We start from the raw sequence: 17,187 nt of genomic DNA on the forward strand, positions 1-17,187 counted from the left end.
AGTCCGGTTCAATACCGTATCCATACCAGCCAATTAGCTGCTTAATATAAAACTCTAACTTTAGGGGGTCACATCAAGATCGATTTTTATCTTTTTCAGTGCCCTCGAAGCAATGAGCGTAGCCGTTGCCTTGTTTTAAAGCCTTCTATGAGTGGGTTTCTCATAGAAGGCGCGCAACCTGCGGAGCCATTGCCACTTCCTTGAGTAACTTTCAAAGGGTTTTTCAGTGACCTCCAAGTACAACGCTTTGTTCCTTTGCAAAATAGTCTTGTGACTTATTTGGAAATCACTTACAATTGTAAAAGAATAGATTGCTAGGAGGTTAGCTATGAATAAGCGCTCAGCTCCTCTAAATGAGGAGAACCGGATTCTCTCACTTGATCTTATGAGGGGTCTTGCTTTACTTGGTATTTTATTAGCTAATAGTTTGCATTTTCAATATGGCCTTTTTCTCATCCCAGACATTCATCATTATTATCCTTTAGGTTGGCTAGATCACATGGCAGAAGGGTTTATTCGTACCTTTGCTACAGCTAGTTTTTATACGCTTTTCTCTTTTCTTTTTGGCTATGGGATGGCCTTTTTAAAGGAACGTCTCGAGCAACAGAACAAGCCATTTAGCTCACTTTACGTTCGCCGAACACTTATTTTGCTTTTTGTCGGCTTGGTTCATGGTACTTTTATTTGGGATGGCGACATTTTATTTGTCTATGCTCTTACTGCCTTTATCCTGTTCTTCTTTTTAAAGTTAAAAGAAAGAGGGTTGCTCATCTGGGCCTTTGTTCTTCTTTTTCTAATGGCTCTTTCCATTGCAAGTCCTGAGGATGAATCAACAGCAGGACTTGAAGATCAGCTAATGAATTACTCGCTTGAAGAAAAAGAAGTACTGACATCTGGGAGTTATTTTGAGGTTGTTTCTTTTCGTCTTATGGCTGACCCACTTGGATTAGGGATTCTCGGTGATGTCATTCTTAATGTAACAGCTATGGTTAGTGTTCTTGGCATGTTTTTACTCGGAGCCTTTGTTGCTCGCAAGAAGTGGCTTCTAGATGTAAGCAAGCATCGAAAACTTTTTATAAGAATATGGTGGATCACGTTACTAGTTGGTTTTCCATGTAAAATTGCCTTCTTGTTTAATGATACGTACGCATATGAAATGCTGCATACAACAATCGGAGGACCACTAGTTGCGATGTTTTATGCTTCTAGTATTGCCCTTCTTGCTTCAAATCCCAAGTGGTTAAAACGCCTTCACCCACTTGCTTATGTAGGACGTTTATCTTTATCGAACTATTTACTGCAATCACTTGTCTTCACTACTTTATTTTATGGATACGGGTTTGGCCTTTTTAACAGGATTGGGATCTTTGGTGGAATGGTTCTTGCTTTTGTTTTCTTTTTCCTTCAAACCATTGCAAGTAGATGGTGGCTTAAACGTTATCATATGGGGTTATTTGAATGGTTCTGGCGTGCAGGAACGTACTTAACGATCCCTAAATTGCGGAGATAAACGAAAAAGTATCTCTAACTCATTAACTCGTTTTCTTGTCAGGCGCTTAACAAATGGAACGGTGTAAAATGAACAACGATAATCTCATAATAAAATCTCATAAACTTTCACTTCTTTAATGAGACTTTTATAATATTCAACTCAAAAAAATAGCGCAATAAGGTCTTCTTAATACAGTTTTTAGCGCGGATTAGTGCTATCTACAACAAAGAACGGTAACAGGTTCATCCCCGTTACCGTTACATGTAACTTCCTTACTGAATGGCAGCTTCTACTTCAGCAATCATTCCAGCTGTTGACGTGATTCCACCACCGGTAATATACCAATAGACTGGATCTAAATAAACAATGTTTCCATTTTCAAAAGCTTGTGTACCTTTAACTAAATCATTTTCTACTGTTTGTTGCCCTGATGATTCGCCACCAACAATTGCCCCACGGTCAACAACAAATAAATATTCTGGATTTTTTTCTGCAATGTATTCAAATGAGATATTTTGTCCATGACTAGAAACTTCAATCGTTTCATCTACAGGTGTTACTCCAAATTCATTATGAAGAATCCCAAATCTTGACCCTGATCCATAAGCACTAATTGCCCCATTATAAGCAACCCAGCAGCTTCACTTGCTGTAGCTTTTTCTTGTAATGAAGTTAATGAATCATCAATTGCGGCCAACTCCAGCTCGGCAACATCTTCTTTCCCGAAAACCTCTGCATCAATGCTCATAAATAAAGTTGTGCAATATCCCTTAGATCATCATAAGCATCTGCCGCTCTTCCTGAAATAATAATTAAATCTGGCTGAAGATCATAAATTTTTTCAAAATCTGACTCAAATAATGTACCCGCATTTTCGCAATCAGACCCGTAAGCGATTACGACTGTGGTTGAAGAACCGTTTTAATTTTTTCAATTGCCCAGTCCAATTCGACCTTTTCGATCACGAGTGGTGGTGCAAAGCGAATCACATGATGATGTGTTTCTTTACACAACAATCCTTCTTCTTTTAATTTCTCACAATATGACCTAGCTGGTACTTTTAACTCAACTCCAATAAACAAGCCTCGTCCTCTTACTTCTTTTATAAGCGGGTTATCAATCTTTTTTAATTGACTTATAAAATATGTTCCTAATTCAAGAGAACGTTCTACTAATTTTTCTTCTTCCATAACACCGAGGGCTGCGATTCCAACCGCACACGCTAATGGATTTCCACCAAATGTTGAACCGTGTGAACCAGGTTCAAATACGCCAAGAATATCGTTGTCTGCAGCAACAATTGAAACCGGAAACACACCTCCACCCAATGCCTTCCCTAAAATATACATATCAGGTTTGACCTTTTCCCAATCACAAGCGAATAGTTTCCCCGTACGTCCTAATCCAACTTGAATTTCATCCGCAATGAATAATATCTTTTCTTGTTGACACAACTCATAAGCTGCCCTAAGAAACCCTTCTGGCGGAATAATTATACCAGCTTCTCCCTGGATTGGTTCAACTAGAAATGCTGCTGTCTTCGGTGTAATTGCTGCTTTTAATGCAGTGATATCACCATATGGAATCAACTTAACCCCCGGTAACATTGGACCAAACCCGCGTTTATATTCCTCATTTGAAGACAGAGAAACGGCGGTCAAGGTTCGACCATGAAAATTGTCTTCACATACGATAATTTCAGATTGATTATCAGGTACGCCCTTACAATCATAAGCCCAACGTCGTGCTGCTTTAACTGCTGTTTCAACTGCTTCCGCTCCTGTATTCATTGGAAGAATCATGTTTTTCCCCGTGAGTGTAGAGACTTTTTCGTAAAATGGAGCCAGATTGTCATTGTGAAAAGCTCTAGAAGTTAAGGTTACTTTGTCGGCTTGTTCTTTTAATGCAGCAACAATTTTCGGATGACAGTGGCCTTGGTTCACTGCAGAATATGCGCTTAACATGTCTAAATAGCGATTTCCTTCAGGGTCTCTTACCCAGACCCCTTTTGCTTCAGAAATGACAACTGGAAGCGGGTGATAATTTTTTGCACCATATTGCTCCGTTTTTGCAATAATTGCTTTCGTGTCCATTCTAACACTTCCTCCCGTTCAAAACCGCCAAGCGGCCTTTTACTTATACATCCGAAAACGCTCACCCAAGATACATACTCTTTCTTTCATAACATGCAAAAATAGTACGAATGTTCACCTATAATTCAATAGGATCACAATATATTTGCAATCTCGCTACCATTAAAGCGTTTACATAAATGTTGAAAATTGGTCCACAAAAGGGTAAGGTTCACCTTCTATGGACACATCTTTTTAATATTTAAAAGATAAGATGAGCAATCAACACAATCACTGGTAAAGTAATAAGTGTTCGTTCAAGAAAAATAATAATCAAATCTGTGAATGTAACTGGCAGCTTTGATGCTAATAGCAGTCCACCCACTTCTGACATATAGATTAATTGTGTGACAGATACACAAGCGATAATAAACCTTGTCATTTCACTCTCTATCCCACTTCCAATAACTGCTGGCAATAACATATCGGCAAATCCAACAACCATCGTCTGGGCAGCAAAAGAAGCTTCAGGCACCTGCATCATTGACAACAGTGGAACAAACGGAGCTCCGAGCACTGCGAATACAGGAGTATATTCTGCGATAATTAATGCAACTGTCCCAAAAGCCATGACAACCGGTAGGACTCCAAACCACATGTCTAAGACGTTTTTCATTCCACCTTTGGCATTGATAAGTAGTCCATTATTTTCATTTGCACGCAGCAAAGCTTTTTTCATCCCTATTTGGAACGAATTCATATGAACTGTTAACATGTCATCATTCTTCTTATGATTCTCTATTATATACGTATCAGCCTTACGTGATAGGGGAGGAATCCTAGGACATATAATAGCAGCAATAAAGCCGGCAATTACAATCGTTACATAATAAGGAACAAATAAATGCTCTAAATTCATATACGTAAGAATGACGATACTAAACGTGATGGAAACAACAGAAAATGTCGTACCGATCACTGCTGCTTCACGTTTAGTATAGTATCCTTCTTCATATTGCTTGTTTGTTAATAAGACACCAATTGTCCCATCCCCCATCCACGAAGCCATGCAATCAATAGATGATCTGCCAGGAAGGGTAAAGATTGGTCTCATGATTTTGTTTAATAATGCACCGACTAACTCCAATAACCCAAAGTTTAATAGCAATGGTAAAAACAACCCGGCAAATAAAAAGATTGAAAATAAAAGTGGAATGAGCTCATACAACATTAAACCACCTGTATCTTCTGAAAATACCCACTCGGGCCCTACTTCTAATAATGTAACAATAGCCAAAGTAAATCCGAGTAACCTAACTATAAGCCATGCAGGATGTACGAGAAACAACCCTTTCATGAACTCATTTTTTAAAATTGCATTAGGCTTTGTTAGTGTAACCACAGTAGACAATGCTGCAACGATCAACATAAGAATCATCGCAATCATAGGTAAAACATCTATGAACAACCCTTCGACTGCCTTTGCCATTATTGCAACTGGAATCGTGATCTCGTCCTTGTACGTTAACGGAACCATAAATATAAATATTCCAAGTAATGAAGGAAGAATAAATCGTAAATAGTCAGCCAAAGATCGACTCTGAACTTCTTCTCTTCTTATTTCTCTATCTTCTATTGCCAAAATTATTCTCCTCCTTAACCAGCAAAAATTATATTATACACGTTTCCGTCATCAATTGTTAGATTAGTTTTTTTCCAAGTAAGGATGCGATTAATTCTGTTGCGATAATAGCTGTTTTATTTTTATTATCTAATATTGGATTCACCTCAACAAACTCAGCTGACGTAATGACCGCAGCTTCAGCTAGCATTTCCATTGCTAAATGACTCTCACGATACGTAACTCCCCCAAGTACCGGTGTTCCAACTCCAGGTGCATCCACTGGATCAATCGCATCTAAATCAAGACTTAAGTGAACACCATCGGTACGGGATGAGAGATATTGAATCGTTTCCTCCATCACTTGAGTCATCCCCTTACGATCGATTTCATGCATCGTAAAGATTTTTATTCCTTTTTTGCTGATTAATTCGCGCTCCCCTTCATCAATCGACCTTGCCCCAATAATCACAATGTTTTCTGGTTTAACTTTAGGCGCATATCCGCCTATTTCTGTTAATAATGGGTGGCCCAAACCTAGATTTATTGCTAAAGACATCCCATGAATGTTTCCAGATGGTGATGTTTCAGCCGTATTTAGATCTACATGGGCATCGTACCAAATAACACCTAACTCTTTATAATGTTTACTTATTCCTGCAATCGATCCTATCCCTATACTGTGATCGCCGCCCAATACTAAAGGAAATCCTCCTTCTGATAGAATCTCATCTAATTCTCTGCAAAGTTCTTCACTTGTTTTTATAATCTCGTGTAAATTTTTTAAGTTTTGTTCACGAATTGTTCCACTTGAAAAACGGTTAATCTTTAAATCCCCGTAATCTTTCACTTTAAACCCTAATCCTTTTAGTTCTTCAATTAAACCAGCATACCTCATTGCACTTGGTCCCATATCTACACCTCGACGAATTTGACCTAAATCCATCGGTACGCCTACGACGGAAATTTGTTTACGCTCCCCCATAATAAATATAACCCCTTTCATTAGTGGTTATCTCAATAATTATTTCATTATATTCAGATCCGTTAACGAAAGATCAGCCTTCATTTTATCTCTTTTTAATGAGTCATCTCATTAGCTTGCTTATACAGTTTCGTTATGTTTAAATGACGATTCTTGTACCTATTTCCCGTTTTGAAAAAGCCGTACCATCTTTGGTTACGACTTTCTTTGTCTTATTTTGAAAAGAAACCCTTTAGCGCAAACGATACATTCTGCGGTCTCTCTGCTAATCTTCGCATAAAGTATCCATACCAATCATTACCAAAAGGGACATAAACCCTCATTGTATAACCTTCTTTTGCAATCCGTTCCTGCATATCTGTACGGAAGCCATAAAGCATTTGGAATTCGAATTGAGATTTGGGAATTTGTTGTTCAATGCAAAACCTCTTTACTTTAGCAATGATTTCGTGATCATGACTTGCTATTGCCGTATAACTACCCGTTAGCAAGTGCTGCTTTATAAGTTTCATATAGTTCTCATCAATTTGTTCTTTTTTTTGATAAGCTACTTCAGGGGCTTCTTTATATGCTCCTTTCACAAGACGCAGCGGAATCCCTTTCAAACTTTCTAAATCTTTTTGTGCACAGTGCAAATAGGCTTGAATTACAGTACCAACATTGTTATATTTTCTTCTAAGCTCTCTAAAAATTTCTAACGTTTGATGATAATGTGCATAATCTTCCATATCAATTCTGATAAAATTATGATTCTTTTTTGCGACCTCTAAAATTCGAAGTATATTCTCCACACATAATTTTCGATCGATATCAAGTCCAAGCTGGGTTAACTTTAGAGATAAATTGCAATTTACACCTGTTGTGGCGATTGCCTCTAAAGTTTCAATGCATATATTAGTAGATTCAATAGCTTCCTCTCTATTTAATACGAATTCTCCTAAATGATCGACTGTGCAAACTAACCCTTTTTCATTAAGCGCTTTCACCACTTTCACTACACTAGCAACAGACACCCCGGCCACCACTTGCGCTGCACCTAACTTTAGTCCCCATCTTTTTGCACTTTTGTTCAATACCTTATTCTTTGATAAATAGAGAAAGAAGTTTTTTGATAACGTTTCAACTAACACAACAGACCCCCCTTGTACCTTTGACCTATACATTGTCAGTAGTTAAAAAAAGAAATATTACCCTTTTTAAACAACCTCTTATAGCTGCTCTGATAGTAATTTAGCCTGTGTAAACAGAAGTAAGTAATCAGGCCCGCCTGCTTTTGAGTCGGTCCCTGACATATTAAAGCCTCCAAAAGGATGGTATCCGACAATGGCACCCGTGCACCCGCGATTAAAATAAAGGTTGCCAACATAAAATTCCTGTTTTGCTTTTTCGATATGGGCACGATTATTGGTGATCACCGCTCCTGTTAAGCCATAATCTGTATTATTAGCTATCTCTAAAGCGTGATCAAATGTTTTCGCCTTACAAAACGCTACAACAGGGCCAAAGATCTCTTCTTGCATTAACCTGGCATGTGCATCGACCCCTGAAAAAATTGTTGGTTCGATGAAATAGCCTTTTGAATTATCTCCCTTCCCACCTGTAACTAACATGCCTTCCTCCTTGCCAATATCAATGTAGCTCATCACTTTATCAAAAGCAGCCTGATCATTTACCGGCCCCATAGACGTATTTTCTATAGGGTCACCTACCGTTAGCTTTTTCGTTAGCTTAATCGCTTTTTCTAACACATCATCATATACATCTTCATGAATAACCGCTCTGGAACATGCTGAACATTTTTGACCTGAAAAACCAAATGCAGATTTCACAATAGACTCAGCTGCTAAGTCAAGGTCAGCTTGATTGTCGACGACAATTGTATCTTTTCCTCCCATTTCAGCTACGACTCGCTTCAACCAAATTTGTCCTTCCTGGACTTTAGCGGCTCTTTCATAAATTCGTATGCCTACCTCTTTTGACCCTGTGAAACTAATAAAGCGTGTTTTAGGATGATCCACTAAATAGTCTCCTACTTCACTGCCGCTACCTGGGATGAAATTAACTACTCCGGCTGGAAGCCCCGCTTCTTCTAATACCTCAATAAACTTTGCTGCAACTACAGGTGTTGTACTTGCCGGTTTTAAAAGAACTGTATTTCCTGCTACAAGTGCCGCTGATGTCATCCCAGCCATAATTGCAAACGCAAAGTTCCAAGGAGAAATGACAACACCTACTCCAAGAGGAATATAGGAAAGACGATTGTTCTCGATTTTCCTGCTTTCAACTGGATATCCTTTTGCGAGTTCAATCATTTGTCGACCATAATATTCTAAGAAGTCAATAGCTTCAGCAGTGTCTGCATCAGCTTCATTCCATGGCTTTCCTGCTTCATAAACAAGATAAGCTGAAAACTCATGTTTACGGCGTCTCACAATTGCCGCTGCTTTAAATAATATTTCTGCACGAACCTCAGGATCCCACTTCTTCCATGTTTGAAACGTTTTATCTGCCACCTGCATTGCTTTTTCAGCTAAGTCTTTGCTTGCCTTAGAAACGGTTCCAACTACCTCAGATATGTTCGCTGGATTAACGGAGATAATTTTTTCTTCGGTTGTAACTTTTTTCCCGCCGATTACTAAATCGTATTCTTTGCCTAACTCTTTTTTCACTTGATTTAATGCTTTCTTAAATTCTTGAACATTTTCCTCAAAACTGAAATCTGTAAAGGGTTCATGTTTGTAAGGGACTGCCATACCAATCGACTCCTTTTCATTCGAAATAAACTACGCTTTTAGTAAAGGAACATAATTATAGGCTTAGAAATAAGCAGGATTTGGTTACACTACGGCCTGTGCAAATGTCACATTCTCCAATCTAAAGGACATACTTTGTGATGAAGTGTCAAAAAGAAAAAAAGGTCTGACTGCTAGCGTACAATTTATGGCGTGTAATAAATCGACCTCCATATATTGTTAGAAACTAGTCAAATCAGACCCTGTTTTACGTCACCTTAATTAAATGCATTACTATTATATATGCGAAACTTTCATACTATATTATAACTTCTTGCCTGCATCTGCCGGATAGCTGATGCCCATTTCTTTTCGAGCTTGCTCAAGAATAGTCGCTGTAGTTAATGATCTTTTATACGAATTAATTGATGATTCAAATTGATTATTAGTTAGTAATGTAATAAATTCCTTTACTTCATAATACATAGAATTACTCTCTTGAGATTGGCTAATATCTTCTACCGTGCCATCTTTATACCTGATTTCTACTTTTTCAGGAGTATGAATTTTATCAATTAGAATGCTACCATTTTCCCCTTGGATTTCAGAAGGAACGTACGAATTGGTAATTTTAGAATACATAATAACGGCATCCATCTCTTCATATTGTAAGATCAAGCTTCCTTCGCCATCTACACCAGTGTCTAGCTTGTAACAACGTCCTGTTATATTATTCGGTTCACCAAACAAAACAACTAGTGGATGAACAGCATAAATACCTATATCCATTAAGGAACCATTTGAAAAACGTGGGTCAAAAGCGTTTAAGACCTCCCCTTTTTTATAGCGATCATATCTAGATGAATATTGACAATAACTCGCAAAGTAGCGTCGAACTTTGCCAATTTTATGTAGGTGATCTTGGATCGTTTTAAAGTTAGGAAGGAAGGTTGTTTTTAGAGCTTCCATTAACAAAACATGATTTTCTCTTGCACATCTAACCATTGCTTCTACTTCTAGTGTATTTGATGCCAATGGTTTTTCACAAAGAACGTGCTTGCCATTTTCCATCATAAGTATTGCTTGATTTGCATGTAACGAATTAGGACTCGCAATATAAACGGCATCGAACTCTTTGCTTTTAGCCATGTCTTCTAAATTGGTAAATGTATGATCGACATTATATTTTTCTGCAAAATCCTTGGCTTGCTTTTCTGTTCTCGAGTAGACGGCTGTTAATGAAAATTCTTCTACCTTCCTAGCAGCTTCAATAAAGCTTTCTGTAATCCAATTTGTTCCGATAATTGCAAAACGTATCATTCTAGATCCCTCCAACTATTTCTGGTGCTTTTTCTTCATTTTTAATAGGTAACATAATCGTCATAGTAGTTCCTACATTTTGTTCAGTTTGAATACGCAACTCAATTATCTTTCAACTGACCATTAAGTTCAGGGCTTGACCCTATTTTTCACCTGCAAACGTTTCACCTCGAAGTATTCTAATTCCTTTTATTATAGCATTTCATTTACTAAGTTGTTTTAATATCGTGGTTGATTGAATATAGCTCACAATTAGTCATTCTCAAATGGTCATCATATTTTAGTCTTGTATAAGTAAAAAAGTAGCACAAAAGAGGATAACTCCAAGGCTATCACCTTGAGGTTATCCTAAAAAGAAACTACAGAGTACTTATCCTTACGCCATCGCTTCCTCTTCTTCTTTCTTAAAAAATGTCTTCATCGCATGATACACGTCGCCTTTTTCTTTTAAAATATGGTGGCGAAAGCGAATATCATCAATGTTTTTATAAGCACTCATAAGAGTGGAGTGGCGGCTGTATTGATTCACTTCGCCATAACCAAACATACTCGAAACATCCATAAGTTTCTCTACTAGTTTTAGACAACGTGCATTATCGGATGTAAGATTATCCCCATCAGAGAAATGGAATGGATAAATATTGTAACGTTTAGGATCATATTTTCCTTCGATCACTTCAAGAGCTTTTCGGTACGCTGATGAACAAATGGTTCCACCGCTTTCTCCTTTTGAAAAGAAGTCTTCTTCCGAGACAACTTTTGCTTCCGTATGATGAGCAATAAATTCAATGTCCACTGTCTCATATTTTGTACGTAAGAAGCGAGTCATCCAAAAGAAGAAACTGCGCGCCATATATTTTTCCCATCTGCCCATCGATCCACTTGTATCCATCATTGCAATCACAACTGCTTTTGATTCTGGCTTCGTTACTTCATTCCATGTTTTAAAACGAAGATCATCGTTATAGATTGGGATTAACCCTGGTCGACCTTCTAGTGCATTTCTTTTTATTGCTGAAAGGATCGTTCTTCGTTTGTCGATATTCCCCATTAGCCCTTTTTTTCGAATGTCATTAAAATCAATGTCTTCAATCAGTATTTCATCTTCTTCTTTCTTTTGGAGATTAGGTAACTCTAACTCTGAGAAAAGCATCTCCTGTAATTCCATAATGGATACTTCGGCTTCCGAATAATCCTCACCAGCTTGATCACCGGGGCCTTTTCCTTTCCCAGGTCCTTGTTGTTTCTGCGCATTGGGGTCTCTTGCTACAACATCCCCAACCTTACTCTCCCCATCTCCTTGACCAACATGTTTATTTTTATCATAGTTATAGCGGATTTTGTATTCATCTAGAGAACGGATCGGAATACGAATCACATCTCGACCGTTTGACATGACAATATTTTCTTCACTTACAAGATCAGGTAAATTCTTTTTTATTGCTTCTTGGACTTTTTCCTGGTGGCGTCTCTGGTCTTGATAACCTTTTCGGTGAAGAGACCAGTTTTCTTGTGACACGACAAATTGACGTTGATTGTTTTTCGTCATGTGATTCCCCTCCCTTTGTATTGTTATCGCATCATTCACATTTACTAAAAGTAAAAACTCATCGTTTTTCACACATTCGAAGAACTTTGCATACTATGGTCTCGAGTCATGTATTGATTTTTTAGCCTCAAATAAAAATGGCTTACTTTATCCTATGCAGACAGGGAGGAGAGTTGCTAATAAATTCTGACAAATCTTGCTTTTTTAAAAGTGGACAAGCAAAAAAAGCGAGCAATCATTCGCTCACCTTAATTTAAAAAATCGCTATATCAATGGTATTACATCTTAATAAATTCTCCTGAAACTTCAATCTGAAAATAACATGTCACAAATAAAAAGACTGTAACATTTTATGACGAGTAATATCAAATAAAGATTTCCTCTTGCTAGTACGAAATCGAGTGTTAGCCATACAGAACTCTATTTTCTGACTACTCATAGACAAATCCCTTTCATACGTCACATGTTTTTCTAACGGATGATACCGACTTCTTGAATTGGCCAGAATCGCCAATCTACTTTCCCTACTATTTGCTCATTAGAAATAAAACCAAGACGACGACTGTCTAAACTATTTGGGCGGTTATCACCTAGGACAAACACATGTCCTAGTGGGACAGCTTCTGGAATGCTAAAGTCATTTGTGTATAATCCCCACTTGTGATCAGCCACTTTTTGTTTTAAAAACGGTTCTTCAACAGCTCTATCATTTATGTACAATATATCATCCTGATAAAATACAACATCTCCGGGAAGACCAATTACTCTTTTTATATAGTCTTCTTCCTCATTTGCATGAAACACAACTAAATCAAATCGGTCTGGTTCTGAAAAGCCATAGCCAATTTTGTTGACGATAAAACGTTCACCATCATAAACACTTGGTGTCATTGACTCACCTTGGACTTCATAGCTTGTAAATAAAAACGTACGAATTAAGATTGCAAAAATAATAGCTATTATAAATGCCTTTCCCCATTCCACCCACTCATCGTTTTTTGTTTCCACATTTTTTCCTCCGGCTAACGTTTTCTTCAATTTACCAAAGATTTGTCATGACCACAAGTAAGAAAGGTTAGAAAGTTGTTACTATCCCCAAAAAAAGCAGCCTCGCTTTCTATGCGAGGCTGCAATGCATTTTATCTGTTTAAGAGACTTCCTACATAACGAAGAAGTTCATTCGCAGATACTGAATTATATCCATGTTCGTCTATTAACCTAGCAATAACGTCATTAACTTTCTTAAGTTGCGACTCATCAGGCGTTTTTGTGGAAGTAGTAATTTTTACAATATCCTTCAAATCAGCAAATAACTTTTTCTGAATTGCTTCGCGCAAGCGCTCATGAGAATTATAATCAAATTTCTTTCCTTTACGTGCATAAGCAGAAATTCGAATTAAAATCTCTTCACGGAACGCTTTTTTAGCGTTTTCTGAAATCCCTATTTGCTCTTCAATTGAACGCATTAACTTTTCATCTGGTGTCATCTCTTCACCAGTTAGAGGATCACGAAGCTTATTTTTGTTACAATATGCCTCGACATTATCAAGATAATTATCCATTAACGTCTTGGCAGATTCATCATAAGAATAGACAAACGCTTTCTGTACTTCTTTCTTTGCGATAGAATCATATTCTTTTCGGGCAACCGAAATAAAGTCCAAGTAACGTTCACGATCTTCTTTTGAAATTGAAGCATGTTCGCTTAACCCTTCTTTAATCGAACGCAGGACATCAAGTGCATTAATAGACGTTAATTGTTTACGAATAATAGCCGACGATATACGATTAATGACGTAACGCGGATCAATTCCGCTCATACCCTCATCTGGATCTTCGTTCTTTAATTCTTCTAGATCTTGAGTGTTGAATCCTTCTACACTTTCTCCATCATATAGACGCATTTTCTTTAAGAGGTCTACTCCCTGTTTTGCAGGCTCTTTCAAGCGAGTTAAAATGGTGAAGATCGCTGCCACTTTTAGGGCATGTGGTGCAATATGCACATGTGAAAGATCACTGTCTTGAATCATTTTCTTATAGATTCTCTCTTCTTCACTCACCTTTAAGTTGTATGGAACTTTCATCACAATAATACGAGAGTGCAAAGCTTCATTCTTTTTATTGGAGATAAATGACTTATACTCGGATTCATTTGTATGAGCTACTATGAGCTCATCCGCACTAATTAAAGCAAATCTACCAGCTTTAAAGTTCCCCTCTTGCGTAAGAGAAAGCAAATGCCATAGAAACTTCTCATCACATTTTAGCATTTCCTGGAACTCCATCATTCCTCGGTTGGCTTTGTTTAATTCTCCATCAAAACGATAGGCTCGTGGATCAGACTCAGAACCATATTCAGCAATCGTAGAGAAATCAATACTACCTGTTAAGTCAGCGATATCTTGAGACTTTGGATCAGATGGACTAAATGTTCCAATCCCAGTACGCTTATCTTCTGAGAAGAAAATCCTTTCAACTAAAACATCTTCAATCCGTCCACCATACTCTTCTTCGACACGCATCATGTTTAACGGCGATAAATTGCCTTCAATTTTGATACCATACTCGTCTTGGAAATCCTTACGTAAATGATTCGGAATTAAATGAAGTGGGTCCTCATGCATTGGACAACCTTTAATAGCAAAAACAGCCCCATTATCCGTTTTAGAGTATTGTTCTAATCCCCTCTTTAACATTGTAACAAGAGTTGATTTCCCCCCACTAACAGGACCCATTAAAAGCAAGATTCGTTTTCTAACATCAAGTCTTTTGGCAGCTGAGTGAAAATATTCCTCTACCAGTTTTTCAAGTGATTCTTCTACTCCATACAGTTGGTCCTTAAAAAAGGAGTATTCCTTTTTCCCATTCGCTTCCTCCACGCCAGCATCTTTAATCATATTATAAACACGGGAGTGAGCGGTTTGTGCAACCCAAGGTTTCTCTTTCAACAGTTCCAAATAGTCAGCAAAAGTTCCTTCCCACTTCAATCGTTCCTCTTCTTCTCTGAAATTTTCGATTTTTTTTAGTATCGTCATTTACTGTACCTCCATCCTCGTGTTCAAGAGCGAGATTAGTAAACCATATGCGAAAAATTAGGTGAACATGCATCCGATTTGAATTTCTTCTTTCAGAATTTGTTACGAAAAGTATTTTTTCCTTTTCTAACAGTCTATTAGCATCGAGCATAGCAAATATTAAAATTTTGATTCCTAATTACTAATAGTGCCCCTCTTTACTATTTTGATAATTTTAACCATTTTTCCCAACACTCTTTAGTCTCTATCCGATTTCACCTCCCTACTGTTTCCAACACCACAAAAACAAATTTGGTGGTACAATAAAAATGAATAAACTGAAATGAGTGTGTACCTATGTTAAGATTAAGTACTGGTTGGATTTTCATTCTTATTATCTTTATTGCATTTTCATTCTTATTATTTAATGTCACAGCTGAGGTGCAAGAAGTTAAGACGATCTCAGATGTTTTAAATGAACGTGCTAACTTAGAGGAAATTGTTATCTCAAAGAATAGTCTGATTTACGACCGAAACGGGGATGTAGTTAGCGAAGTTTTTAGAGACGCTAATCGTATTTATTTACCATATGAAGAAATTCCTTCTGTTATTATTGATGCTTTTATCGCCACAGAAGACCAACGTTTTTTTGAACATAAGGGCTATGATGCCATTGGTATTGGACGTGCGCTTTTACAAAATGCTCGTCAAGATGGCATTGAAGAAGGTGGAAGTACATTAACACAACAGCTAGCACGAAATCTTTTTTTAACTCATGATCAAACGTATAACCGAAAAGTAAGTGAACTATTATACGCTCATGAGCTTGAAAAAAACTATACAAAAGAAGAAATCATTGAACTCTATATAAATACCATTTACTTTAATAACGGATTGTATGGAATTGAGGCAGCGAGTCGGTACTATTTTAATAAACCAAGTGAAAGACTGACGATTGCTGAAGCAGCTTTTTTAAGTGCGGTTCCAAACAACCCATCTCACTACGATCCTATAAATAACAGTGAGCAAACAAAGCTAAGGCAAGAATGGATCTTAACAAAAATGTTCGAAGCATCCTACGTAACAGAAGAGCAATTTGAGGAAGCGCTTGAAGAACCGATTGTTTTGAACGTGAAACAGAAAACGGATTTATATCCTGATTATGTGACGTATATCCATCAAGAATTTAAAGAATTAGTAGCCGAAGCGGAAGGATATAAAGAAAAGATGCTTCAAGCTACATCAGATGCGGAAAGAACAAGCATTGAGCAAGCTTTACAGGAGAGAGTGCGCCAATTACTGGCTTCTGGAATCCATATTGAAACCTCTCTTGATCCTTTCTTGCAAAATTTGGCGGTTAAAGCGATTCACAGACAAGTGCCTGACTCTGATGTACAAGCATCAGCGGTCATGATCGATCATAACAACAATGAAATCGTAGCTATAACGGGTGGGAAGAATCATAAGAAGTTTGATTTTCATAGGGGCTTTCAAAACCCCAGACAACCCGGATCAGCAATTAAACCATTGCTCGTTTACGCCCCTTATCTTGACACATTTAATGTTTCGACCCAAAGTTCGATCAATGCTGACAATGTTTGTTTTGGTGAATATTGTCCTCGCAACTATGGTGGGAGTCAATATGGAATGGTTTCTTTAACAACAGCGTTGAAGCATTCATATAACACTCCTGCAGTCAGCATGTTGGATCAAGTGGGTGTGGATACAGCATTCCAATATGTAGAAAAATTCGGTTTTTCATCGTTGGATCAAAGAGATTATCGTTTGCCTTCAGCCCTTGGCGGATTAACCTATGGAGTGACTCCACTAGAACTAACAAGTGCTTATACAACTTTTGCGAATGATGGAACTTATCATCCCTCTTATGGGATTCGCAGCGTGACTGATCAAGATGGAACGATTCTCTATAGCTGGGAACTTAATTCTGTTGACGTATGGAGTAAAGAAACGAATGACAAAATGCGATCACTTTTATCTGAAGTGTTAAAAAGCGGTACAGCTAGAAGAGCTCAAGTACCAGCGTCCTATTCAGGTGGAAAAACAGGTACAACGAACAATTATTATGATTTGTGGTTTGTTGGACTGACAGATGAGTATACAACTGGTGTATGGGTAGGAAAAGATAAGCAAGCAAGTATTGAGCACCTCAATGACAAAGCACCGCATTTACTCATTTGGCAAGAATTGATGAGATAAAAGACGGCTGTGCCGCCTGTTCTACAACCTCAAAAAAGACCAGAACCCACCATCACTAAAGTGGGTCCTGGTCTTTAATTTCGGCTATTTTCGCAAGGATTGTTGTTATTGAATTTCCAGTACTATAGTGGAATGGAGCGGACACGTTAAGGAAAAGTAACTAAAAAACAACAAAGTATGAAAAG

General features: G+C 37.7%; 13 protein-coding genes. 2 read left to right on the top strand and 11 right to left on the bottom strand.

The annotated features are described in order from the left end of the window. Positions 1-328: 328 nt before the first annotated feature. Complete coding sequence (locus tag SLH51_RS11945; RefSeq protein ID WP_335961494.1) at positions 329-1,510, top strand: DUF418 domain-containing protein; 1,182 nt, start codon at positions 329-331, stop codon at positions 1,508-1,510. Between the two features lie 254 nt (positions 1,511-1,764). On the opposite strand, the gene SLH51_RS11950 is transcribed toward SLH51_RS11945, so the two are convergent. The 11 genes from SLH51_RS11950 to SLH51_RS12000 all read right to left on the bottom strand — a co-directional run bounded on the left by SLH51_RS11950 (position 1,765) and on the right by SLH51_RS12000 (position 14,806). Next, entirely contained in the window at positions 1,765-2,106 is a 342-nt protein-coding gene (locus SLH51_RS11950; RefSeq protein ID WP_335961573.1) for an ABC transporter substrate-binding protein, read from the bottom strand. After that, positions 2,049-2,240 carry a hypothetical protein gene (locus tag SLH51_RS11955; RefSeq protein ID WP_335961495.1) on the bottom strand — a complete coding sequence of 64 codons (192 nt, stop codon included), beginning with the start codon at positions 2,238-2,240 and terminating at the stop codon, positions 2,049-2,051. The genes SLH51_RS11950 and SLH51_RS11955 overlap by 58 nt, the downstream gene beginning before the upstream one ends. A 148-nt stretch (positions 2,241-2,388) precedes the next feature. Next, positions 2,389-3,585, bottom strand: a complete 1,197-nt coding sequence (locus SLH51_RS11960; protein ID WP_335961496.1) for an ornithine--oxo-acid transaminase — start codon at positions 3,583-3,585, stop codon at positions 2,389-2,391. Between the two features lie 241 nt (positions 3,586-3,826). Continuing rightward, a complete protein-coding gene (locus SLH51_RS11965) occupies positions 3,827-5,206 on the bottom strand; it encodes a YjiH family protein (RefSeq protein ID WP_335961497.1) in 1,380 nt (459 codons plus the stop codon). A gap of 58 nt (positions 5,207-5,264) precedes the next feature. Next, positions 5,265-6,170: an arginase gene (gene rocF, locus SLH51_RS11970; protein WP_335961498.1), complete on the bottom strand. Its 906-nt coding sequence runs from the start codon at positions 6,168-6,170 to the stop codon at positions 5,265-5,267. Between the two features lie 212 nt (positions 6,171-6,382). Next, complete coding sequence (locus tag SLH51_RS11975) at positions 6,383-7,333, bottom strand: proline dehydrogenase family protein (RefSeq protein WP_335961499.1); 951 nt, start codon at positions 7,331-7,333, stop codon at positions 6,383-6,385. 45 nt (positions 7,334-7,378) lie between these two features. Then, complete coding sequence (gene pruA, locus SLH51_RS11980; RefSeq protein ID WP_335961500.1) at positions 7,379-8,923, bottom strand: L-glutamate gamma-semialdehyde dehydrogenase; 1,545 nt, start codon at positions 8,921-8,923, stop codon at positions 7,379-7,381. A gap of 303 nt (positions 8,924-9,226) precedes the next feature. Further along, the gene (locus tag SLH51_RS11985; protein WP_335961501.1) at positions 9,227-10,222 is read right to left on the bottom strand and encodes a Gfo/Idh/MocA family protein; all 996 of its coding nucleotides are present in this window, start codon (positions 10,220-10,222) and stop codon (positions 9,227-9,229) included. A gap of 376 nt (positions 10,223-10,598) precedes the next feature. Then, a complete protein-coding gene (yhbH, locus tag SLH51_RS11990; protein ID WP_335961502.1) occupies positions 10,599-11,771 on the bottom strand; it encodes a sporulation protein YhbH in 1,173 nt (390 codons plus the stop codon). Between the two features lie 471 nt (positions 11,772-12,242). Next, positions 12,243-12,779 carry a signal peptidase I gene (lepB, locus tag SLH51_RS11995; protein ID WP_335961503.1) on the bottom strand — a complete coding sequence of 179 codons (537 nt, stop codon included), beginning with the start codon at positions 12,777-12,779 and terminating at the stop codon, positions 12,243-12,245. Positions 12,780-12,910: 131 nt separating this feature from the next. After that, entirely contained in the window at positions 12,911-14,806 is a 1,896-nt protein-coding gene (locus tag SLH51_RS12000; protein WP_335961504.1) for a PrkA family serine protein kinase, read from the bottom strand. 336 nt (positions 14,807-15,142) lie between these two features. On the opposite strand from SLH51_RS12000, the gene SLH51_RS12005 reads away from it, so the two are divergent. Further along, on the top strand, positions 15,143-17,002 hold the full coding sequence (locus SLH51_RS12005; RefSeq protein WP_335961505.1) for a transglycosylase domain-containing protein: 1,860 nt from the start codon (positions 15,143-15,145) through the stop codon (positions 17,000-17,002). The last annotated feature ends 185 nt before the right edge of the window (positions 17,003-17,187 follow it).

It is taken from the genome of Halalkalibacter kiskunsagensis (assembly GCF_037027555.1).
GTDB classification, from domain to species: domain Bacteria; phylum Bacillota; class Bacilli; order Bacillales; family Bacillaceae_D; genus Halalkalibacter; species Halalkalibacter kiskunsagensis.